Origin of the sequence: Marinomonas sp. (assembly GCF_039940335.1) — a bacterium.
Classification (GTDB): domain Bacteria; phylum Pseudomonadota; class Gammaproteobacteria; order Pseudomonadales; family Marinomonadaceae; genus Marinomonas.
On sequence record NZ_JBDVGW010000003.1, the window covers coordinates 1 to 22,736 of the forward strand.

At 45.9% G+C, this 22,736-nt stretch carries 18 protein-coding genes; 10 read left to right on the forward strand and 8 right to left on the reverse strand.

Annotation, left to right across the window (positions count from 1 at the left end):
* Positions 1 to 344: 344 nt before the first annotated feature.
* Positions 345 to 1,220 carry an urea carboxylase-associated family protein gene (locus tag ABJF92_RS00835; RefSeq protein ID WP_446813956.1) on the reverse strand — a complete coding sequence of 292 codons (876 nt, stop codon included), beginning with the start codon at positions 1,218 to 1,220 and terminating at the stop codon, positions 345 to 347.
* Positions 1,221 to 1,329: 109 nt separating this feature from the next.
* Here ABJF92_RS00835 and ABJF92_RS00840 point away from each other — a divergent pair, with 109 nt between their 5' ends.
* Positions 1,330 to 2,226: a LysR family transcriptional regulator gene (locus tag ABJF92_RS00840; protein WP_446813957.1), complete on the forward strand. Its 897-nt coding sequence runs from the start codon at positions 1,330 to 1,332 to the stop codon at positions 2,224 to 2,226.
* A gap of 10 nt (positions 2,227 to 2,236) precedes the next feature.
* Here the strand turns inward: ABJF92_RS00840 and purL are convergent, their stop codons facing one another.
* The 6 genes from purL to ABJF92_RS00870 form a co-directional block, all read right to left on the reverse strand.
* Positions 2,237 to 6,136 (reverse strand): phosphoribosylformylglycinamidine synthase, encoded by a 3,900-nt coding sequence (gene purL, locus ABJF92_RS00845; RefSeq protein ID WP_446813958.1) that lies wholly within the window; start codon positions 6,134 to 6,136, stop codon positions 2,237 to 2,239.
* Positions 6,137 to 6,253: 117 nt separating this feature from the next.
* Positions 6,254 to 6,772 (reverse strand): tRNA adenosine(34) deaminase TadA, encoded by a 519-nt coding sequence (tadA, locus tag ABJF92_RS00850; RefSeq protein WP_446813959.1) that lies wholly within the window; start codon positions 6,770 to 6,772, stop codon positions 6,254 to 6,256.
* A 49-nt stretch (positions 6,773 to 6,821) separates the two neighbouring features.
* Positions 6,822 to 7,082 carry a cold-shock protein gene (locus ABJF92_RS00855; protein ID WP_446813960.1) on the reverse strand — a complete coding sequence of 87 codons (261 nt, stop codon included), beginning with the start codon at positions 7,080 to 7,082 and terminating at the stop codon, positions 6,822 to 6,824.
* 96 nt (positions 7,083 to 7,178) lie between these two features.
* Positions 7,179 to 9,962, reverse strand: coding sequence for a valine--tRNA ligase (locus ABJF92_RS00860; protein WP_446813961.1), 2,784 nt, complete (start codon positions 9,960 to 9,962; stop codon positions 7,179 to 7,181).
* A gap of 135 nt (positions 9,963 to 10,097) precedes the next feature.
* Positions 10,098 to 10,451, reverse strand: a complete 354-nt coding sequence (locus ABJF92_RS00865) for a hypothetical protein (protein ID WP_446813962.1) — start codon at positions 10,449 to 10,451, stop codon at positions 10,098 to 10,100.
* Positions 10,452 to 10,658: 207 nt separating this feature from the next.
* Positions 10,659 to 12,122: a leucyl aminopeptidase gene (locus ABJF92_RS00870; RefSeq protein WP_446813963.1), complete on the reverse strand. Its 1,464-nt coding sequence runs from the start codon at positions 12,120 to 12,122 to the stop codon at positions 10,659 to 10,661.
* Positions 12,123 to 12,244: 122 nt separating this feature from the next.
* Between ABJF92_RS00870 and lptF the strand changes: the two genes are divergently transcribed.
* Both lptF and lptG read left to right on the forward strand, forming a co-directional pair.
* A complete protein-coding gene (gene lptF, locus ABJF92_RS00875; RefSeq protein ID WP_446813964.1) occupies positions 12,245 to 13,363 on the forward strand; it encodes an LPS export ABC transporter permease LptF in 1,119 nt (372 codons plus the stop codon).
* A complete protein-coding gene (gene lptG, locus ABJF92_RS00880; RefSeq protein ID WP_446813965.1) occupies positions 13,363 to 14,424 on the forward strand; it encodes an LPS export ABC transporter permease LptG in 1,062 nt (353 codons plus the stop codon). The genes lptF and lptG overlap by 1 nt, the downstream gene beginning before the upstream one ends.
* Here the strand turns inward: lptG and ABJF92_RS00885 are convergent.
* Positions 14,421 to 15,602, reverse strand: a complete 1,182-nt coding sequence (locus ABJF92_RS00885; RefSeq protein ID WP_446813966.1) for an aminotransferase class I/II-fold pyridoxal phosphate-dependent enzyme — start codon at positions 15,600 to 15,602, stop codon at positions 14,421 to 14,423. The genes lptG and ABJF92_RS00885 overlap by 4 nt on opposite strands.
* A gap of 159 nt (positions 15,603 to 15,761) precedes the next feature.
* On the opposite strand from ABJF92_RS00885, the gene dksA reads away from it, so the two are divergent.
* The 7 genes from dksA (at position 15,762) to panC (ending at position 22,729) form a co-directional block, all read left to right on the forward strand.
* Positions 15,762 to 16,196 carry an RNA polymerase-binding protein DksA gene (dksA, locus tag ABJF92_RS00890; RefSeq protein ID WP_446813967.1) on the forward strand — a complete coding sequence of 145 codons (435 nt, stop codon included), beginning with the start codon at positions 15,762 to 15,764 and terminating at the stop codon, positions 16,194 to 16,196.
* Between the two features lie 3 nt (positions 16,197 to 16,199).
* On the forward strand, positions 16,200 to 17,078 hold the full coding sequence (gene gluQRS, locus ABJF92_RS00895; RefSeq protein ID WP_446813968.1) for a tRNA glutamyl-Q(34) synthetase GluQRS: 879 nt from the start codon (positions 16,200 to 16,202) through the stop codon (positions 17,076 to 17,078).
* Between the two features lie 87 nt (positions 17,079 to 17,165).
* On the forward strand, positions 17,166 to 18,545 hold the full coding sequence (locus ABJF92_RS00900; protein ID WP_446813969.1) for a sigma-54-dependent transcriptional regulator: 1,380 nt from the start codon (positions 17,166 to 17,168) through the stop codon (positions 18,543 to 18,545).
* A gap of 556 nt (positions 18,546 to 19,101) precedes the next feature.
* The gene (pcnB, locus tag ABJF92_RS00905; protein WP_446813970.1) at positions 19,102 to 20,535 is read left to right on the forward strand and encodes a polynucleotide adenylyltransferase PcnB; all 1,434 of its coding nucleotides are present in this window, start codon (positions 19,102 to 19,104) and stop codon (positions 20,533 to 20,535) included.
* Between the two features lie 10 nt (positions 20,536 to 20,545).
* Entirely contained in the window at positions 20,546 to 21,031 is a 486-nt protein-coding gene (gene folK / locus ABJF92_RS00910) for a 2-amino-4-hydroxy-6-hydroxymethyldihydropteridine diphosphokinase (RefSeq protein WP_446813971.1), read from the forward strand.
* A 4-nt stretch (positions 21,032 to 21,035) separates the two neighbouring features.
* Positions 21,036 to 21,863 carry a 3-methyl-2-oxobutanoate hydroxymethyltransferase gene (gene panB, locus ABJF92_RS00915; RefSeq protein ID WP_446813972.1) on the forward strand — a complete coding sequence of 276 codons (828 nt, stop codon included), beginning with the start codon at positions 21,036 to 21,038 and terminating at the stop codon, positions 21,861 to 21,863.
* Complete coding sequence (panC, locus tag ABJF92_RS00920) at positions 21,860 to 22,729, forward strand: pantoate--beta-alanine ligase (protein ID WP_446813973.1); 870 nt, start codon at positions 21,860 to 21,862, stop codon at positions 22,727 to 22,729. The genes panB and panC overlap by 4 nt, the downstream gene beginning before the upstream one ends.
* Positions 22,730 to 22,736 lie beyond the last annotated feature (7 nt).

Here is a 22,736-nt window from a genome sequence, read left to right on the forward strand (position 1 = left end):
AAGCGAATTGACGTGTTTGACGTCTCGTAAGACTTCAATTTTTTTGATCAACCACCAACCAAAGTTAGTAAGTCGATCTTCTGAAGTCTCCAGCGAGCGCCCACACAAATTATCTGATTATCTATTTTAAAGAGCGTTGCCGTACCACTTAAGCCACTTCGTCTCTGTGTCAGAGTGAAGCCCTGTCCGTGTCAGCGAGGGCGTATATTAAGGATATACAGATTTAGTGCAACCCTTTTCTTTAAAAAAGACCAATTAATTTTGAATTAAGTGAGGTTAGTTTAAATAATCTGTTTATTTGTTCACTAAACCATCAGATCTCGCCTTTTTTGTACAGTTATCGATCAATCACAACGAATTAACTTGGCTTTCTCTTCCTCCCAATTCACCGCAGGTGAACTCAAACCATGATTGCCCGCGTAGGCCGCTCGCTTCGGCTGCTCCCATCCTTCTAATGCAGCTGACTCTAATTTATAAATTTCTACCTCTAGTGGATGACAAGTTGATAGTGGGTCTTGGGCGTTTGGCCCCCAAAGGTCCACAGATAAATCACCACCCGGGCAACAAGACATAGCACAGAGCAAATCTATTTCGGCAAAGAACTCTAAATAATCACCTTTTTTTGCAGGGCAAGCTTTCATGAAGTATTTATCTTCTTCATTTAAACCTGTGCATTGAAAAACATTCAATACGTCATGCACATCAAACTCTGTCAGTCCGTAGGGCAATACTGCTCGCACAAGGTTCGAATGACAATGAAAGTCAAAGTCTTCGCCTGTCAGTAAATTATTTACATAAGGATCACAACGGGTACCGAGTAAATCATGTACTCGACCACCTTCATTATCTATTCCATAATCCGCTAGACTGTCATCAACAATTGTCACCATAGGACGCAAAAACGGCAAGGTAGACCACAATCTATCATGGGTGCTGACATGAGCGCGCTGCAATTGACGACTACGGGAAGCCCACATTCTTTCTCTCGGATCATGTTTATTCCACATATTAAAGTCACCCACTTGAGGACCTTCTGACACACGGATACGAAAAATATGTCCTGCTGGAACCTCCCATGCTTTGCCCGAGCGCATGGGGACTTTCACGGTTTCCACTAAGGTACGTTTAGTCTTACCTTCTTTTAGAGCATTATAAAAACTTTCATTGATCTCTAGTTTTGATCCCGCCCCGGCACGATAGGCCGCTTCCACTTTACTCATCTACCTTCCCCTTTATATGTTTGAGACTTTGCTTAAGACTAATAAAGCTGGAAAACCAAATAAAATGACAATATCTTTTAATACATGACAATTTGTACAGAGATGAAGAATGAATCACCCCTACGCGGCATTACATACATTGCATCTTGTGGTGCGCTTTAAAAGCCTTAAACGCACAGCAGAATATCTACACTTAACTGAGTCAGCGGTCAGTCATCAGATTAAACGCCTAGAAGCGCAACTGGGTTACACCTTGTTTTATAAACAAGGTAGGCAGTTAAAGGTAACACCAGAAGGGAAAAAGCTGGCGGACGAACTTGCCGCGCCTTTCGATCACATCAATCAAGTACTTGCCGAGCCAACACATAGGCCTAATAACACCATTACTATTTACTGCTTACCCTCTTTAATCGAGCCATGGCTACTGCCTAGACTGCTTGCATTCAAAGAGTCATTCCCGCAATACAAGCTCATTATTAATTACCACTCATCCGCTCCAGACTATCTTGACGAAAACAGCCTGCTGATTGGTAGTTATGACAAAGAATCCAATCATGGACAGTTACAGTCGAAGATCCTATCCGGGGAAACACTACCTGTTTGTAGCCCGATTTATTTCGAGCGACTTAAACAGCCTGTATCCAATGAGGATTTACTCAGCGCAGACTTACTACATGACCATTCCATCACGGGTTGGCAAAACTGGTTTTCAGACCGAGGGCTGTCACTCGTGCAACCGTCACAAATAATTTATGAAGATTTCCATTTACTAAAGATGGCCACTCTTGCCGCACAAGGTATCGCCCTATGCCCTTTCGCCTTAATAGAAGAAGATCTTAACAATGGGCAACTCGTGGCTCTTTCTGAACATAAAGGTAACATTGGTCGTTACTATGCAATTGAACGCAACAAGTTCTCTCATACTAAAATCGCCACCTTGATTGAAAATTTAGTCGAAAAAAAACCTCCTAATCTTGCGACTAGAAGGTCTTTACTATCATCTTAAAATATAGCGATTAGCCCAACCATTTTCTGGCATTTTGGAACAAACGCAACCAAGGCGCTTGCTCTTGCCAATCTGCTGGATGCCAGCTGTGCTGAACCGTACGATAAACACGCTCAGGGTGTGGCATCATAATCGTGACACGACCATCAGCAGAGGTTAAACCCGTGACACCTTCAGCTGAACCATTCGGGTTGAATGGGTAACGCTGAGTGGCCTGACCGTAGTTATCAACATAACGCAAGGCAATTTGCGAAGCTGAAGCCAGTGCTGCCATATCTTGCTCGTCACGGTATTCAGTTTGACCTTCACCATGAGCAACCGCAATTGGTAGGCGTGAGCCTTCCATACCAGCTAACAAGATAGAGTTAGACTTCTGCACTTCCACTTGCACTAGACGTGCTTCAAATTGCGCAGACTGGTTACGAACAAATTTCGGCCAGTGCTCAGCACCCGGAATCAGTTCGTGCAAGTTAGACAGCATCTGACAACCGTTACACACACCTAGGGCGAATGTATCTTCACGGTGGAAAAAGGATTCGAATTGATCGCGAGCAATCGGGTTAAACAAAATGGATTTCGCCCAACCTTCACCAGCGCCCAATACGTCCCCGTAAGAGAAACCGCCACAAGCCACAAGACCATTAAATGCGTCCAGTGTCACACGACCCGATAAGATATCACTCATGTGAACATCAACTGGTGTAAAGCCAGCCTTATGGAAAGCCGCTGCCATTTCCACTTGACCATTAACACCCTGCTCACGCAGTACCGCAATTTTCGGTTTCACACCAGAGGCAATAAGATCTGCTACTGGGTCGGCATTTTGATCAAAGCTCACTTGAGCAGACAAACCTGGGTCGTTAGCATCTAATAGATTATCAAATTCTTGCTGAGCAGAATCCGGATTATCACGTAGCGCTTGAATACGGTAACTGGTTTGTGACCAAACACGTTGCCAGTTGATACGTGTTTCTTCTAGCAACACTTCGCCTTGGTAACGTACACGGATCGAATCATCACCAGACAAGGTAGCAACTTCTTTCACTTGTACACCGACTGCTTGATAAGCAGCAATGATTTCTGCGACATCGGCATCATTGACCTGAACAACGGCACCTAGCTCTTCATTGAACAATGCTGGAGCAACTTGAGCAGCGTCTGCTACCAGTGCATCCATATCAATGTTTAGACCTAAGTGACTCGCGAAAGACATTTCGGTCAGGGTGGCAAACGCACCACCATCTGATCTGTCATGGTACGCCAGCAACTTGCCTGCCGCATTCAAGGCTTGAGTCGTGTCGAAGAAACCAGCAAGTGCTGCGGCATCATCAACGTCTGGCGCCTGCTGACCAAGCTTGTTGTAAACCTGAGCAATGACAGAACCCCCTAGACGGTTTTGGCCAGCACCTAGATCGATCAATAACAAGCGAGTATCAGTTTTGTTTTGCAATTCTGGTGTCAAGGTTTTGCGCACATCCGCCACAGGAGCAAAGGCCGTAATCACCAAAGACAGAGGTGAAGTAACAGCTTTTTCTTCGCCGTCTTCCTTCCATACTGTCTTCATAGACATAGAGTCTTTACCTACTGGGATGGCAATATCTAAAGCAGGACACAACTCCATACCAACCGCTTTAACAGTTTGGTAAAGTTTTTCATCTTCTCCTTCATGGCCAGCCGCCGCCATCCAGTTAGCAGACAATTTAATGTGATTACGCTTAGTAATTTGTGATGCGGCTAAGTTGGTTAGCGCCTCACCGACCGCCATACGACCAGAAGCTGGCGCATCCAATAGTGCTACAGGTGTACGCTCACCCATGGTCATGGCTTCACCTGTGTAGCTGTCCAGTGACGAAGTTGTCACCGCAACGTCTGCTACCGGCACTTGCCAAGGACCAACCAATTGATCCCGTGCAACCATACCCGTAATGGAGCGGTCACCAATGGTGATCAAAAAGTTCTTGCTGGCCACCGTTGGTAGGTTAAGAACTCGTTCCGCCGCTTCAGCAAGATCAAGATTCAGTGCAGTAAAGTCATCGCCAGCAATCTCTGCTTTGTTGGCTTCACGATGCATTTTAGGTGGCTTACCAAACAACACAGACATTGGCAGATCGACAGGTTTATTAGCAAAGTGTTCATCTGCAACGTCAAGGTGCAATTCTTCTTTGGCATCACCAACGATTGCAAATGGGCAACGCTCACGCTCACAAATCGCCGTAAATTCGTCAACACGATCTGGAGAAACCGCCATCACATAACGCTCTTGAGACTCGTTACACCAGATTTCTAGTGGTGACATGCCAGGCTCGTCGTTTAAGACTTTGCGAAGATCGAAACTACCACCACGTTCACCATCTTTTACTAGCTCAGGCAAGGCGTTAGACAAACCACCAGCGCCCACATCATGGATAAAGCTGATTGGGTTTTTATCGCCAAGCTGCCAACAACGGTCGATTACTTCCTGACAACGACGCTCCATTTCTGGGTTACCACGTTGTACTGAAGCGAAATCAAGATCTTCGTTACCATCCGCAGAGGCCATAGAAGACGCAGCGCCACCACCAAGACCGATCAGCATAGCTGGCCCGCCTAGCACGATAAGCTTAGCGCCGACTTTAATTTCGTCTTTTTCAACGTGCTCACGGCGAATATTACCTAGACCACCCGCCAGCATGATTGGCTTATGGTAACCACGCACTTCCGGTTGAGAAGGTCCTTGAATACTTTGCTCGTAAGTACGGAAATAACCTAACAAATTAGGGCGACCAAATTCATTGTTAAATGCTGCGCCACCGATAGGACCTTCAATCATAATGTCGAGAGGCGTCACGATGCGTGAAGGCTTGCCGTACTGACTTTCCCAAGGCTGTACATAACCTGGAATTTTCAGATCCGATACGGTGTAACCACTTAGACCTGCTTTGGGTTTCGCACCAATACCTGTCGCACCTTCGTCACGAATCTCACCACCAGAACCTGTTGCCGCCCCTGAGAAAGGTGAAATCGCGGTTGGGTGGTTGTGCGTTTCTACCTTCATCAAGATATCAATATTCTCTTGACTAAAGTCGTATTCGCGGGAATCAGGTGATGGGAAGAAGCGACCTGCTTTGTGGCCTTCCATCACCGCAGCATTATCTTTATACGCCGATAAAGTACCGTCTGGATTATGCTCATGGGTATTCTTGATCATTTTGAACAAAGAGCGTTCTTGCTCTTCGCCATCGATCGTCCAAGAAGCATTAAAGATTTTATGACGACAATGCTCTGAGTTTGCTTGCGCAAACATCATAAGCTCGACATCAATTGGGTTGCGCCCCAACTCTACGAAGGAATCAACAAGGTAATCGATTTCGTCTTCTGCTAATGCCAGACCGAGTGTTTGGTTAGCTTGCACCAAAGCTTCACGACCACCACCTAACACGTCCACACAGGTCATGGGAGCAGGTTCAGCATGAGAGAACATTTGGCTGGCATCAGCCAAGGCTGGCAGCACACTTTCTGTCATTCTGTCGTGTAGCATTTCAGACAACAGATCAAGCTCTTCTAGACTAAGAGGGCTCTCACTGTGAATAAAGTATTCCACACCGCGTTCAACACGCGACACAGCACTTAGGCCACAGTTGTGAAGAATATCCGTTGCTTTGGAAGACCAAGGTGAAATCGTGCCCAAACGAGGAACGACTAATACACTTTGCTCTGATGAACTTACTTGGGAGGATTTAGGACCGTAGGCTAGCGCACGTTGAAGAACAGCCTCTTGTGCGGATGAAAGTGTTTGACCATCAACTAGCTCCACAAAGTGGAGAAATTCTGCGTCAATATCTGTGACAGTAGACACAGCATCTTGCATATTGGCCAATAACTTTGCCTTACGAAACGCCGATAGCGCTGCGGAACCATGCAGGGTTAGCATGTTGAGTTTTGCCTCACTTGGTAGTTTTGGGGGAAATAATGCGCGTATTTTAAAACAATGAGGCAAATAGAGGCTAGAAAAGTATGCAATTTAAACTAAAAATCTGCAAAAAAACTGCTATTCAGAGAGTTTTGACGCCCGTCTGAGTTTCTTTTTTTGTTCACGGCGGTATTGGAAGAATTTTGTTAGCTGAGCTGAGGCTTTATCGGCCATGACGCCGCCTTTTGTTTGGACCGAACGGTTAATATAATCCACCTCAAAAAACCGTGTTTGACTCTCCACCACACCACTTTTGGGTTCCGTTGCAGCGTACACCACCCGAGCAATTCGCGAATGCACAATAGCGCCAGCACACATGCTGCAAGGTTCGAGAGTGACATATAAAGTGGCATCAGAAAGACGGTAATTATTGGTATTTTGGCAGGCTGCCCGAATCGCTTGAATTTCCGCGTGCGCCGTCGGATCGCAAAGTGAAATAGGAGAATTATAACCTTCTCCAATAATTTCACCCTGACTTACAACAATAGCCCCAACCGGGATCTCATGATGTGAAGCCGCCAAATCAGCCAATTCAAGCGCCTTAGCCATCCATTTAGCGTCATCAGTCTCTTGATCCACTATTGGCTGATCTGCCATAACCTAATTCAACCTATTCATAGAGATATGAGGGTGACGATCAATGAGCCTAGCCACCCATGACCTGTAGAGCATCTTGCCCAGCAGCAACCTTTGATTCTTTCTCATTGGGCATCACATCAACGGCCTGTATCCCAAAGTCAGTTTCCGCTAATTGGAAACTGACTGACTGGCCTTTTCGTAAGGTTTTATGGCCCTCTAGGGCAATCGATTTATAGTGCACAAAAACATCACTGTCGTCGGCACGCTCAATAAATCCCACGCCTTTGGCGTCATTAAACCACTTAACCTTACCTGTTAATTTTTGCATAGATAGCGCCTCTTTTTTATTTTTATTAAAGTAAGCGAACGCCAGATATCATCACGATATCTGGCGTTAATTTGTTGTATTTTTTTAACGTTCTTCTTAAAGCGTTTCGATTGACTGCTTTTGTTCTTCCAATTTGCTTACCGCTAATTGCAAGTCGTCACACTTAGCTCTTTCTTTTGCCACCACGGCTTCTGGGGCTTTTGCAACAAAGCTTTCGTTAGAAAGCTTGCCCTGAATACGCTGTAGGTCTTTAGAAGCTTTGTCGATCTCTTTTTGCAAACGCGCCAGCTCTGCTTCTTTATCGATCAAGCCAGCCATTGGTACCAAGACTTCCATATCCCCAACCAGAGCCGTAGCAGACATTGGCGCTTCGTCACCGGCATTTAACCAAGTCACAGCCTCTAGCTTGGCAAGAGTTTGCAAAAAAGTCACATTGGCATTCAAGCGTACTTTGTCTTGCTCTGCGCCATTACGCATTAGCACCGTCAAAGGCTTAGAAGGCGCAATATTCATTTCACCGCGGATATTACGGATACCTTCAATCACACCCTTCAACCATTCAACATCGGCTTCTGCTGCTGCATCTTTTCTATCTTCTTCCGCTTGTGGGTACTCAGCAAGCATAATGGTCTCACCTGTTACACCCGCCAATGGAGCAATGCGCTGCCAAATTTCTTCCGTTAGGAAAGGCATCATTGGGTGTGCAAGACGCAAGAAGGCCTCCAATACACGAACCAAGGTACGGCGAGTACCCGTTAGTTGAGCTTGGGTAGCGCTTTCATCCCACAATACTGGCTTAGAAAGCTCTAAGTACCAATCACAGTACTCGTGCCACATGAATTCATACAGCGCCTGTGAAGCCAGATCAAAACGATGAGTATCGAAAGCACGATTCACTGCTTCCTCGGCATTTTGTAGGCGAGAAATAATCCACTTATCAGCAAGCGATAGCTCTACCTCGGCCCCTTGCTGACCACAGTCTTGATCTTCTGTGTTCATCAGCACATAGCGGGTAGCATTCCAAATTTTGTTACAGAAGTTACGATAGCCTTCTAGACGATTTAGGTCGAACTTAATGTCTCGTCCACCTGACGCTAGAGAGCACAAAGTAAAGCGCAACGCATCTGTTCCGTAGGCTTGAATACCTTCTGGGTAGGTTTCGCGAGTGTTTTTCTCAACTTTTTCGGCAAGGCGCGGCTGCATCATTCCGTAGGTACGTTTCGCCACGAGTGATTCAATATCGATACCATTGATCAAATCCAGAGGGTCGATAACGTTCCCCTTGGATTTAGACATCTTGTCACCACGTTCATCACGGATAAGCCCTGTGATGTACACAGTTTTGAAAGGTACTTTGTCAGTGAACTTCAAGGTCATCATGATCATTCTGGCAACCCAGAAGAAAATGATATCAAAGCCCGTTACCAACACATCGGATTCACTGAATTCAGCAAAATCCTGAGTTTCTTCTGGCCAACCTTGCGTTGCAAAGGTCCACAGAGCAGAAGAGAACCAGGTATCGAGTACATCTTCATCTTGGCTCAGCTCTACCTCTGCCGCCAAACTATATTTCGCTCGCACTTCAGCTTCGTCTTTACCTACATAGACTTTGCCGTCCGCATCGTACCAAGCAGGAATCTGGTGCCCCCACCAAAGCTGACGAGAAATACACCAGTCTTGTAAGTCACGCATCCAAGAAAAATAGGTGTTTTCCCATTGCTTAGGAACGAATTGGATATCACCATTTTCAACGGCTTCAATAGCAGGTTTCGCCAAGGACTCCACCGCCACATACCATTGCTGAGTCAAATATGGCTCGATAACGGTGTTGCCACGCTCACCGCGAGGCACTTTTAATTTGTGGTCTTGTACTTTCTCAAGTAAACCTAGCGCATCGAAATCTGCAACAACCGCTTTACGAGCGTCGAAACGATCCATACCACGGTATTTCTCTGGCGCCACATCATTGATCGCTGCATCGTCTGTCATGATGTTGATTAAAGGCATATCGTGGCGCTTGCCCACTTCGTAGTCATTAAAGTCATGGGCTGGAGTGATTTTCACACAACCGGTACCAAACTCTTTATCAACATATTCATCAGCAACGATAGGAATGCGACGACCAACCAACGGCAATTCTACTTTTTTACCGACTAAGTCTGTGAAACGCTCATCATCTGGCGCCACCGCAACAGCGGCATCACCAAACATGGTTTCAGGGCGGGTCGTTGCTACGACGATATAATCTTTGCCTTCTGCTGTTTTCACACCATCTGCTAATGGGTATCGGAAATACCACATGAAGCCATTTTCTTCTTCCGACAAGACTTCTAAGTCCGAAATCGCAGTGTGCAGCACAGGGTCCCAGTTCACCAGTCTTTGACCGCGGTAAATAATGCCTTCGTCAAACAAGCGCACAAATACTTCTTGTACGGCTGCAGACATGCCGGGGTCCATAGTGAAGCGCTCTTTATCCCACGCAACGGAATCCCCTAGGACACGCATCTGATCAGAAATAGTACCGCCAGACTCTTCTTTCCATTGCCAAACTTTATCAAGGAATTTTTCGCGACCCAGCTCGTGGCGAGTAACATTTTGCGCCGCCAACTGACGCTCGACGACCATTTGAGTGGCAATACCCGCATGGTCACAACCTGGCTGCCATAAGGTGCGGCTGCCTTTCATACGCTCGCGACGAATCATGGCATCCATAAGGGTATGCTGAAAAGCATGCCCCATGTGCAAACTGCCCGTAACATTTGGTGGCGGTATCATGATAGAAAAAGGCGAACCGTTGCCTTGAGGTGTGAAATAGTCACCCTCTTCCCAACGTTGATAAATAGGTTGTTCGATACTTTGAGGTTGGTAGGTCTTTTCCATTATGGTGTCTTATAAGCTCGTTATTTGGCGATAAATAAAATTTTCAGGGATTATAGCGTGTTGTGGCGAGATAAAAAAACACAGCGGCTTCTTTTCGCCGACAAAAAGCGACAAACTTAGATTCTTCTAGAGAGATTATTTAGCAGACTGGCTATTCAGTGCTTGCAACACTTCCGAAATCAACTCCGGCAAACGTTTTTGCAACACACTCTCCACTGCTTGTGAAATCTGCGCAGCTGTGGGTTCATTGCCTGTCGCAGCATTTTCAACGGCCTCAACTTTCGCAGCGCTGGCAGTCACCTCTAGTTCAGCAGGGTGATCACTAAGAGTATGCTGTAGATGATCTGCTTGACTTAGGTTGACGCTTAATTGTTCTGTCACCACATCCATTAAAATAGGAATATCATCTTGATTACGCAGAGCGCTAATCAAGGTTTCTTCGTCTGGCTCGAAACCACTTTGTTCAGCTTGTGTGGCTAAATCTGACATAAATAAAACCGTGTAAATTATGAAGTTCAATGAATCGATCAACAAACGCGGAACGTTACACTCGATATGGTTGTGCTCCACTTTCTCATTGACGACCGAAAAAGTCTAGCCAACGCCAACGTTCGCAAGGATAAAAAAGCGTAAATTTTGACCAAAAAAAAGCAGCACTCGCAAAACAAGCACTGCTTCTTATTGAACTATTGTTAATTAGTTAGCTTTGTCTAACAAGTAACGAGTCAGTAACGCGACAGGACGGCCACTAGCACCTTTCGCGGCACCGCCAGTCCATGCAGAACCCGCAATATCAAGATGCGCCCAAGGGTAAGACTGAGTAAAGCGAGACAAGAAACACGCCGCCGTTACAGAACCCGCTTCTGGTCCACCGATATTACCGATGTCCGCAAAGTTACTGTCTAGTTGCTGCTGGTATTCTTCATCCAGTGGCATTTGCCAGATTTTGTCTGCAGAGGTTTGGCTTGCAGCTTTTAGATCGGCGGCCAAATCATCATTGTTCGCATACATACCAGAGTTGACGCTCCCCAAAGCAACAACACAAGCACCTGTTAGCGTGGCAATGTCGACAACAGATTTAGGCTGAAAACGCTCAATATAGGTCAATGCGTCACACAACACTAGGCGACCTTCCGCATCGGTGTTAAGGACTTCAACCGTTTTACCCGACATAGTTTTAACGATATCACCAGGCTTGGTAGCACGACCACTTGGCATGTTTTCTGCTGCGGCTACGACTGCGGTAAAGTTCAGCTTCGGTTTTAGCTCACAAATAGTTTTCATTGTACCGAAAACACTGGCGGCACCACACATGTCATATTTCATCTCATCCATTTTGGCACCCGGCTTCAACGAGATACCACCGGTATCAAAGGTGATACCTTTACCTAGCAACACATGAGGAGCATCGCCTTCTTCACCACCACGGTAATGCATCACGATCAAGTAACTAGGCTGATCACTACCACGACCAACAGACAGTAGACAATGCATGCCTAGCTCATCCATTTTCGTCTCGTCGAGTAATTCCACGTCGATGCCATACTCTTCTTCGAAGTGTTGCGCTTTCGAAGCTAAGTAACTTGGCGTACACACATTGCCCGGCAAATTACCTAATTGACGAGCAAATGCTGAACCGCTCGCGGTTGCCGCACCAATTTTCAAGGCACTTTCTTCACTACCTTCAAGCAACAGTGTCGTAACCTTAGTCGCTTTCTCAGCATCATCTTGCTTAAAGCCCAAGAAATTATAGAAACCTTCATTTAACCACTGAGCCACCAAAGCTGTCACTTCACTAGCAGTGCGATTTTTCACTTGTAGGGCCGAGCTAGCCAGTGCCACGTCAGCAAATGGCAAACCTTTCACTGCAGCTGCAACGGCTGCAACGACTTTGCGCGCCTGCATATCGGACAACGCTTCACCTTTGCCAAGACCCACTAATAAAACAGGCTGTGAAAAATCTTGTGTAACACTTGGCAACAATAGTGTTTGGCCTAGGCCCGCTTTAAAAACACCCGACTCACGCAACTGTAAAAGCTGGCCATCAGCATTTCCATCAACCCAAGCAGTTGACTCAGGCAACACCCCTTCACTTGGGACAAAAACAACAAGCAGATCTGCTTGAACATTAGATACGCGATCAAATAACGCCGTATTCATGGGAGCTCCCTTATACATAATACTTTTAAAAAAAACTGGATAATGTCCTTCTTACCACGAGATAATGGGGACTTAATATATGTAATCAACTCTACGCGCATTTACAGCACAATTCATTAGAGGTGAATTTGAAATTATTCAAATACTTGGCAAAAGAAGTACTGGTGTCAACGGCTGGCGTGACACTCATTCTACTTCTTGTCATTTTAAGCGGCCGCTTTGTCAGTTACTTAGGTCGAGCCACCGAAGGTAAAATGACCTTTGAGTTCCTTTTTATCATTCTCGGCTTTCATATACCAAGTTTTATACAGACTATCCTACCCCTAGCGTTCTTCTTATCCTTGCTGTTGGCCTTTGGACGACTCTACATTGAAAATGAAATGTCGGTACTTTTCTCAAGTGGCGTAAGTAAGATAAAGTTAGCTGGCTACACCTTGGGCATTGCCGCCATTATCGGTTGCGTCAGTGCCGCCATTAATTTTTGGGTAGCACCTACAGCGGAGTATCGAGCGGCAGAAGCCGCCCAAGAACAAAACCAATTATCAACTTTTGATTTTTTGCTACCAGGCCGTTTCCAAGGCAGTGGACAGCGCACAACCTATATAGACAGTTTTACGCCAGAAGGCTGGATGAATCAGATATTTCTGACGGGGGTGACCAAACAGCAAGGTAAAAATGTACTGACTCAAACTTTCGCAGATTATGCCGAACAGATTCGTATGGACTCACAAAATGGCGAAAACTATCTAGTCTTTAAAAACGGTACTCAATACGAAGGCAATCCAGGCACCGCCAATTATCGCATCACTAAATTCGACACCTACGCTGTGCGCATGGAAGACAAGCTTCCGAGCCCGATTACTGACCCCTACACCCAAAGCACTTGGCACCTTATCAACAGCGATAAGTTATTAGAAGAAATCGAGCTGCAGTGGCGCATATCCTTGGTCATCATGATTCCTATTTTAGCCATCATCGGACTTTCTTTGAGTCAGGTAAACCCTCGACAAGGACGCTTCTTCAAAATGCTACCCGCCATTTTATTGATGATTTTCTACATTGCTTTACTCATCTGGGGACGCACCGCGTTGGAAAAAGAAAAGATCCCTCTCCAATTAGGTTTGTGGTGGATTCACGGCCTGTTTTCGCTGATTGCTGGCGCACTCTTTTTGCAATATAACCAAGTATTTGAACGACGTGGAGCGCGCTTACCCAAGCAAACCATGGAGGGTCAGGTCTGATGAAAAAAATAGACAGATACGTTGCCAGCAGCGTGCTATGGGCTTTCTTCATTGTGATCCTGGTATTGCTCGGTCTTGACTATGCCTTAACCTTCATTGAACAAATCAAGAAGGTAAATGACAACTATACCGTTCAATCTTTGTTGCAAGTATTACTGTACCGCATGCCGGGCAAGTTCTCCGAGTATATTCCCATTGCCTCACTGATTGGCACATTAATGGGACTAGGAACCTTAGCTTCCACCTCAGAATTAACCGTTATGCGAGCCGCAGGCATGCCGATCTGGCGCATTGGTATGGCGGCATGCCAACCCATCCTCATGGTTTCCTTGCTTGGCATGGGCATTTCAGAGTTCGTCGCACCCGCGGCAGAACAAAAAGCCAACCTGATTGAAAAGCTGCAAGATCAAAACAGTGGTACTTTCTCATTAACCGGCGGAGTGTGGCTAAAAGCTGATGAAAACTTCATCTATATTGATGCCGCTGACGATCAGGGAAAGATTTACGGCATAAAAATCTTCTCGCCTAATGAACAGACACTAAAAAGTGCCACCAGCGCCAAATATGCTCAACACCAAGACGGTACATCATGGTTGCTCCATGACGTCACCGAAACGCTATTCTTTGATGACCATACTGAGGCGACCAAACAAGCCACCAAACAATGGCAAATGAGCATCAAGCCTGAACACCTATTCTTAGCTTCACAAGAAGCTGAGTCGCTTTCTTTAAGCCAATTACTTAGCTACCAAATGTATCTTAGCGACCAAAAACTCGACAGTTCCCCATACGAGCTTGAGTTCTGGAGCAAGACGCTACGCCCAGCGGCTTCATTAGCATTGGTACTCGTCGCCTTGTCTAGCGTATTTGGTCCACTACGATCGTCGACCATGGGGGGAAGGATTTTCTCGGGGGTAATGATAGGTCTCGCCTTCCAAAACGGCTTAAACCTTTTTGGAAGGATGAGCATAGCGGCTGACTTCCCCCCTTTTATTGGTGTTATCATCCCTATCTTAATCTGCCTACTGGCTGGGTTTTTGTTGATGCGACGCAGGGGTTAGCCTGCGTACTGACGATTGTGTATAAAGTGTTGTATTCGCGCCACAGCTTCGGTCAGTCGCGCTTCATCACAGGTGTAAGCAAAGCGTACATATTTATCCGCATCTTTAACACCAAAGTCTGCTCCAGGCGTTAAGGCCACCTTTTGCTCTTCTAACAAGTCGAGGCACCATTGCATCGCGTCATTCGCCACACTTGAGACATCTACATACAGATAGAATGCCCCTTGAGCTGGCGCGACAACAGGCAAGCCTAAAGTTTGAATACCCGCTAACAAAACATCACGACGCTTAGCTAAAGTTTGACGTCGTGCCTCACACTCTAACAAGACTTCATCATCAAACGCCTTAAGAGCAGCATGTTGGGAAATACTTGGTGCAGAAATAAAGAGGTTTTGTGCCAGTTTTGTTGCCCCTTCAACCGCCCACTCAGGCACCACAAGCCAACCTAAGCGCCAGCCCGTCATAGCAAAATATTTAGAGAAGCTATTGATCACAAATACCTCATCACTAACACTAAGCGCGGTGAAGTCTTCTCCGTCATATACCAAGCCTTGGTAGATTTCATCCACCAATAAATGACCACCCAAGTTTTGAATTTTTTGCCATGCCTGCTTAATATACTGTTGGCTTAATACTGCTCCAGTAGGATTAGAAGGAGATGCTAACCACATACCAGAAGTCGCATCGTCCCAGTGCCGCTCCAAGCTGGATAATTCAATTTCAAACCCGTTCGTCGCCTGAGTTTCGATTAACTTAGCCTCTGCCCCTACCTGCACTAAGAAATGACGATTACAGGGGTAGCAAGGATCAGGCATTAAGACATTATCGCCGGACTCAACCATTAGCGAAGACATGAGCAATAATGCACCAGACGCCCCCGGTGTCACAATAATACGAGCAGGGTCGACCTCTACTTGATAGCGCTTGGCGTAATGCTGACTAATTTTTTGCTTTAAGTCCGGTAAACCTGTCGCTGAGGTATAGCCAGTTTTCCCTTGCTCGGTTGCTTCAACCCCTGCTTGCGCTATGGCGGCTGGTGCAACAAAATCCGGCTCCCCCACCTCCAGATGGATAACATCTTCTCCTTGGGCCTGAAGCGCCTTGGCACGCTCCAAAACTGCCATAACCTGAAACGGCGCCACTTTGCCGACGCGGGACGCAAGTTTTTTGTTTTCCATCGAGTACTCTCTAGTTAATTCAATTTTCTTGACAAAAAAATATTAAATATCTGGTCTACTTGGGTATTATCTGGTAAGTTTCCGCCCGAAAAATAAACCACCTAACATTATTAGTTTACAGGTTACCACAAGGAATACCTGCGAAGTGAGGCAATGCGTATGCCAAAAATGAACCCCGATTCATTAATGAAAGACTTCACCCCTTATCAAGCTAAGGACGGCGAAGAATACATGAACGAAGACCAGTTGGCGCACTTTAAAAGCATCCTGCTCAACTGGAAACAGAACCTAATGGAAGAGGTTGATCGTACCGTTCACCACCTTCAAGAAGAAGCGGTTAACTATGCGGATCCGAACGATCGCGCCAGCCAAGAAGAAGAGTTTAGCCTTGAGCTGCGTGCACGTGACCGTGAACGTAAACTAGTTAAAAAGATCACTCAGACAATCGAGCACATCGATGAAGATGACTATGGCTTCTGTGAAGAGTGTGGCATCGAAATCGGTATTCGCCGTTTAGAAGCTCGCCCAACAGCGACCATGTGCATTGACTGTAAAACGCTTGCTGAGATCAAAGAGAAACAAATCGGCGGCTAGTCCATGTCGATACCTTATCGAGGCCGATTTGCACCTTCGCCAACCGGCCCACTCCATTTTGGCTCGCTAGTCAGTGCATTAGCGAGCTATCTGGACGCAAGGCAACACGATGGACAATGGATCATTCGCATCGAGGATGTGGATGGCACTCGTTGCACTCCTGCATACAGCCAACAAATTCTCACCACCCTTAGCAGTTACCATTTAGAATCTGACGAAGCGATTCGCTACCAGAGTCAGCACAGTGACCTTTACGAGCACCATCTTGAGCAACTCAAACAACGCGATTTGGTTTTTCCCTGCAACTGCACCCGTAAAGACTTAACAGAACACCAAGGTCTACACCCCAACATCTGCCCAAGCAAAATCTCGCAAGCGCATTCTTGGCGTTTAAAAACCAGCAACACCCTTTATCAATATAGAGACAGAATTCAAGGCTTGTTGTGCTTCACAGAAGACTTAAAACACAACTGCCCCGTCCTGAAACGAAAAGATGACTTTTTCTCCTACCAACTAGCAGTTGTTGTTGATGACCACTTACAAGGTATTAGTCATCTCGTGCGAGGGGCAGACCTTATCGAGACCACAGCCCAACAACTTTACCTGTACGATATTTTCGGCTGGCCTACCCCTAGCATCGGTCACATCCCACTAGTGATGACTCCGCAAGGGAATAAAATTAGCAAGCAGAATCATGCCAAAGCCATCATAGATGGCGATTTGAAAACACTACTGCGCGCATTGAGCTATTTAGGCATTCAGCTCGATAACGCCCAAAACATTAAGCACACCTTAAGCCAAGCCATCTCCTTATGGTCTCCTGCGCGACTATCAAACATCACCCAGATGCCTCTTGCACCACAAGACCAGATCTTCATCTAACCCTTTTAATTCACACATTCTGCGCACACTTCCCCCACAGAGAATCATGTGTGTATAATCGTTACACTAGTTACAAGAGGTTACGTTATGCACCACATACTGATTATTTGCCCTGATAACTCAGAGCTCAGCAGTGCCGAGAAGTGGTTGTCCAAATATGGCTTCCAAGTAAACACCAGCCTTACCCTAAAACAAGCAGAAAAGTACTACGAACTAAGTGAATTCCATCTCGCTCTGGTAGATCTCGAATGCCTTAACGCCCCCTCAGAAGCGACAGCCACATTACCCAAGGATTTTCCGCCACACATTGCACTAGATGCTCGACCAAGCTTAAGCAGTGCAGTAAATGCCATGGCTCAAGGCGCAGTCTATTACCTACCTCTACCCTCTGAACCTGACACACTACTCAAGCATGTGATTGACGCACTTGATGGCCAAGTGAGTAACAACCAGACGCTATCGAATGACAGCACAACCTTGTTTGAAGCAACGCCACCAGAGCTACAGCTAGGAACCGCTCAGAGCGGCATCATAGGTCAATGCCCTCCTATGCAGGAACTATTCAGCGACATGACCAAAGTTGCTCACACGGACGTCACTGTACTTATTCGTGGTGAGTCAGGTACAGGTAAAGAGCTGGTCGCCAAAGCACTGCATAATTTAAGCAATAGAAGTAAGCACGACATTGTCAGCGTAAACTGCGCAGCCATACCAGAAAACCTAATAGAATCAGAGCTTTTCGGCCATGAAAAAGGCGCTTTTACCGGTGCGGTATCCGCCCGAGACGGTCTCATTTTCGCCGCCGATAAGGGCACACTCTTTTTGGATGAAATAGGTGAGCTCCCTCTCGAAGCACAGGCTCGCTTATTACGAGTATTACAGGAAGGCGAGATTAGGCGAGTGGGGGCAATACAGTCGACCAAGGTGGATATACGCCTAGTGACAGCAACCCACAGAGACCTAATGAAAATGGTCCAACAAGGGCTATTTCGTGAAGATTTATACTATCGTTTATATGTCATGGAACTGCTATTACCGCCCTTACGTCAGCGCGGGGACGATATTTCTATGATTGCCAAAATTCTACTGGAGAAAGCTTGCACAAAACACCATAGGCCTTCATGCGATTACAGTAAAACCTTTGACCAAGCGATACGCTCACACCATTGGCCAGGTAATGTCCGAGAGTTAGAAAATGCGCTTGAACGTGCCGTCATTCTTAGCCCACCGGGCAAAATTGACCCTGCCAATTTAAAACTTGCCAACATATCAAAGGTATCTGAACCCGCCAAACAGGCCACGAGCCTTCTTGAAGGAATGAATGGCACATCACTCAACGATTACTTTAAACACTTCGTCATTACGCACCAACAACACATGAGTGAAACCGAGCTTGCACACTCTCTGGGCATTTCCAGAAAAAGTTTGTGGGAGAGAAGACAAAAGCTAAACATTGCAAAAAAGTAACATCAAAAAAGTAACAAGTGATACCAATATACACAAAACAAACATCAAATATTGCAGGAAAAGTGCACAAATAAAACAAAAACCTTAACTAAATCAGCATATTAAGAAAACTGGCACAACAAATGCCTTATAGAGACCATAACGATAACAAGATTGACCATAATAAAAATAAGTTGATCGTCGTAATATGTTCTTAAAAATAAAAATAATAGATAAGAACACCGTGACCTCTTAAAATAAAAATAAGATCTGAGGTCATGGATGGAAAATCGCTTTGGATAATTGATTTTTTTAGATATACCAAGCCTTCGGGCAATGAAAACAATGCAATAATAAAAATAAAATTGAGTAGAACTGCTGAAGCAGCACCCACTTTGTTTTCGGAACTAGTATCTTCATGTATCCAAAGCGATTCCTTTTATTTTCAATCGCTTCATTCCCTTTCTAATCGCTCTAAACTTCCTATTTACCCTAACAATCCTATTACTTAGCCATGTAAATCTCTGTCTTTCATGTGTAGAATAGCCTTTTTGTTAACTTTAAAATTTGTCGTCTAATGCTTACAGGATTAAAATCTCTGGTACGTAAAGCCACCTTATTTCTCGCCCCAACTCAGGCGCAGAACTACCCCATTATCATTCCACGCAGCGAACATACTCTGTCACGCCAAAATTTAAGCCCTAATGCAGTAAAAGTACTGTACCGCTTAAACAAAGCTGGATTTGATGCCTATTTAGTTGGCGGTTGCATACGAGACCACCTTATCGACATCGAGCCAAAAGATTTTGATGTTGTTACCAACGCGACCCCTGAAGAAGTTCATGACCTGTTCTCGAACTCTCGACTCATTGGCCGTCGTTTTCGACTCGTTCATGTCACCTTTGGACGAGAGATCATTGAAGTCTCCACTTTCCGAGCTAATACAGCGCAAGAAAGCCGACCACACAACAGTCAGAAAGAATCCTTAAAAGGCAAAGATTCCGCAAAATCAAGCCACGGCATTATTTTACGAGACAATGTTTACGGCAATATTGAAGAAGACGCGGAACGCCGTGACTTTACGTTCAACGCGCTCTACTACAATGTGCAAGACTTCAGCATCCACGACTACTGTGGCGGCTTAGCAGACATTGAAAATAAACAAATACGCATCATTGGGGACGCAGTACAGCGCTATCAAGAAGACCCTGTACGCATGCTTAGAGCCATTCGCTTTGCTGGCAAACTTGGCTTTGAGCTTGAGGCACAAACTGCCGCACCAATTAAAGAGATGGCACACCTGCTAGACCATATTCCTCCTGCGCGTTTATTCGACGAAGTGCTTAAACTTCTGGGCAGCGGCAATGGGGTTGAGACCTTTCATCTACTGCGCGAATACGGTCTGTTTAAATATCTTTTCCCTGATACTGAAGCCATTTTACAAAGCGGCTGGAAACGTGACGACATTGACCCTGAAGCGTTCATCCTACAAGGCTTAAAGAATACGGATGACCGTATTCAAAGTGGTCAAAGCACAGCGCCATACTTCTTATACGCGATCCTATTGTGGCCAAGTGTGACGTTAAGACACGAAGAGTTTGAGGCTCAAGGCATGCCAACCACACCAGCGCTACATCAAGCCGCTAGCATGGTGCTGGATAACCAAGTGGCGGCTACGGCGATTCCACGTCGTTTCTCTACGCCGATGCGTGAAATTTGGGACATGCAGTTCCGTTTACCAAAGCGCTATGGCAAGCGTGCATTTATTTTGTTACAGCATGCTCGTTTCCGTGCCTCATTCGACTTTTTGTTGATTCGCGAGTTAAGCGGCACTCAATTAGACGGCTTAGGAGCTTGGTGGCAAGAGTTTCAATATGCCAATGAAGACACTCAGCGAGAGCTAATCAAAAATATTGATAACCGTGCCAGTGAAAAAGACGCGCCGAAAAAGCGTCGTCCACGTCGCCGTAAAAAGAGCAACGCACCGCGTAAAGAAACGCCACAAGATTAGAGGGTAACGGGTGATCAGTGTATATATTGGTATGGGGAGTAACCTAGATGGGCCAGTCGCTCAACTAGAACAAGCCATTCTTACTCTTACAAATCATACTGAACTGCATAACATTGCAGTATCACCCATTTATTCAAGCAAGCCGGTTGGCCCACAAGACCAACCTGATTATGCCAATGCTGTAATGCGCCTAGATACTAAACTTAGCGCCATTGCACTACTCGACTTATTACAAAGTGTTGAGCAAGAACAACGTCGTGTCCGTGACCGTCATTGGGGCCCTCGCACTTTAGATTTAGACATACTCTTGTATGGGGATGAATTGATCGCCACCCCAAGACTTAGTGTTCCACACCCTTACATGCTGGAACGAGGCTTTGTCATCCAACCCCTTAACGACCTATCCCCAGATCTAACGCTGGCCAATGGTCGTTGCGTGCAAGAGCATTTAAGTCAACTCGATACCAGTGATCTGGTTATCATAAAAGAAGTATAACCTTATGTATTCAGACAAGTCCCAACAGAAAATCAGCAAGCCAGTTACGCTTTCGACCTTGAAAAAAATGAAAGCCGAGGGTGAAAAAATCACCTGTATAACCAGCTATGACGCCTCTTTCACCCATGCGATGAACGCAGCTGGTGTCGACACTATTTTAGTGGGCGATTCTTTGGGCATGGTCATTCAAGGCCAAGACAGTACTTTACCGGTTACTATTGAAGATATGTGCTATCACACCGCCGCTGTGAAACGAGGCAACACTAACGCCTTTATCCTAGCGGACATGCCTTTCATGAGTTACAGCAAACCAGAACAAGCCCTCGATAATGCCGCTAAGCTGATGCAGGCTGGCGCGAGTATGGTCAAGCTCGAAGGCGGAAGCTGGTTAGCAGAAACGGTTCAACTGCTTAGCCAACGCGGCATTCCAGTGTGTGCTCATTTAGGCCTTACGCCTCAATCTGTGCATAAACTCGGTGGCTATAAAGTACAAGGCAAAGGCGATACGGCGGCCGACTTATTGCTGCAAGAGTCTTTAGACTTGGTGGCTGCAGGGGCGGACATTCTTTTGTACGAATGCATTCCGACAGCACTAGGGCAATTACTGACTGAAGCGGTCTCGGTTCCAACTATTGGGATTGGCGCAGGCCACCACACCGACGGCCAAGTGCTTGTTATGCACGATATGCTAGGCATTAATTTGGGGCACAGACCACGTTTTGTTAAAAACTACCTATCTGAAGGCCGCAATGTGCAACAAGCCTTTGAAGCCTATATTAACGAAGTAAAAGATGGTTCTTTCCCAGGCCCTGAACACGGATTCAAATCATGAAGACTTTTCACACTATTCAAGAACTCCGTGCTGCCTTAAAGATTGAGCGCCTACAAGATAAAAGCATTGTTTTTGTGCCAACTATGGGCAACCTGCATGATGGCCATATGTCGTTAATACGCCAAGCCACAACGGAAGGCGATGTGGTCGTATCGTCCATTTTCGTTAACCCTATGCAGTTCTCTGCCAATGAAGACCTAGAGCGTTACCCAAAAACACTGACGGAAGATCAGCGTTTACTTGAAGAAAATGGCTGTCATTATTTATTCGCCCCAGATGCCTTAGAGATGTATCCGGATGGCAAACGCAGCCAGACTCAAATTGAAGTCATGGGCATATCCGATATTTTGTGTGGTGCATCCCGCCCAGGACACTTTGTCGGTGTTGCGACAGTGGTGACAAAATTATTTAACATCGTTCAGCCAGATAGTGCGATATTTGGTAACAAAGATTATCAACAATTAAAAGTCATTGAAGACATGGTGCGAGACTTAAGCTCTAGCATTAAAATCATTGGCATTGATACCGCCCGCAATGACGATGGCCTAGCCATGAGTTCACGGAACGGCTACCTTACCAAGGAAGAGCGAGGCATTGCTCCAGCGATGTATCAAACCCTGTTGTGGGCAAAAGACATGCTTACAGCAAACCGTGCGAGTCACGAGGACATTCGCGAACAAGCTCAACAGAAGCTTGAAGCGGCTGGATTCCGTCGTGATTATTTTGAAATACGCGCACAAGATAGTTTACAAATACCATCAGAGGAAGAGAAACGCCTAGTCATTTTGGCTGCGGCACACCTTGGCAATGCACGATTGATAGACAACTTACGTATCGAATTGCCTGATTCACTTTCAACAAACTAGGGAGATT

Coding starts and splice junctions, on each gene's coding strand:
- pcnB (WP_446813970.1), top strand. CDS start 19,102: ATGCTTACAGGATTAAAATCTCTGGTACGTAAAGCCACCTTATTTCTC.
- dksA (WP_446813967.1), top strand. CDS start 15,762: ATGCCAAAAATGAACCCCGATTCATTAATGAAAGACTTCACCCCTTAT.
- panC (WP_446813973.1), top strand. CDS start 21,860: ATGAAGACTTTTCACACTATTCAAGAACTCCGTGCTGCCTTAAAGATT.
- tadA (WP_446813959.1), bottom strand. CDS start 6,772: ATGGCAGATCAGCCAATAGTGGATCAAGAGACTGATGACGCTAAATGG.
- lptG (WP_446813965.1), top strand. CDS start 13,363: ATGAAAAAAATAGACAGATACGTTGCCAGCAGCGTGCTATGGGCTTTC.
- gluQRS (WP_446813968.1), top strand. CDS start 16,200: ATGTCGATACCTTATCGAGGCCGATTTGCACCTTCGCCAACCGGCCCA.
- ABJF92_RS00855 (WP_446813960.1), bottom strand. CDS start 7,082: ATGCAAAAATTAACAGGTAAGGTTAAGTGGTTTAATGACGCCAAAGGC.
- ABJF92_RS00835 (WP_446813956.1), bottom strand. CDS start 1,220: ATGAGTAAAGTGGAAGCGGCCTATCGTGCCGGGGCGGGATCAAAACTA.
- ABJF92_RS00860 (WP_446813961.1), bottom strand. CDS start 9,962: ATGGAAAAGACCTACCAACCTCAAAGTATCGAACAACCTATTTATCAA.
- ABJF92_RS00900 (WP_446813969.1), top strand. CDS start 17,166: ATGCACCACATACTGATTATTTGCCCTGATAACTCAGAGCTCAGCAGT.
- ABJF92_RS00840 (WP_446813957.1), top strand. CDS start 1,330: ATGAATCACCCCTACGCGGCATTACATACATTGCATCTTGTGGTGCGC.
- purL (WP_446813958.1), bottom strand. CDS start 6,136: ATGCTAACCCTGCATGGTTCCGCAGCGCTATCGGCGTTTCGTAAGGCA.
- panB (WP_446813972.1), top strand. CDS start 21,036: ATGTATTCAGACAAGTCCCAACAGAAAATCAGCAAGCCAGTTACGCTT.
- ABJF92_RS00865 (WP_446813962.1), bottom strand. CDS start 10,451: ATGTCAGATTTAGCCACACAAGCTGAACAAAGTGGTTTCGAGCCAGAC.
- ABJF92_RS00870 (WP_446813963.1), bottom strand. CDS start 12,122: ATGAATACGGCGTTATTTGATCGCGTATCTAATGTTCAAGCAGATCTG.
- ABJF92_RS00885 (WP_446813966.1), bottom strand. CDS start 15,602: ATGGAAAACAAAAAACTTGCGTCCCGCGTCGGCAAAGTGGCGCCGTTT.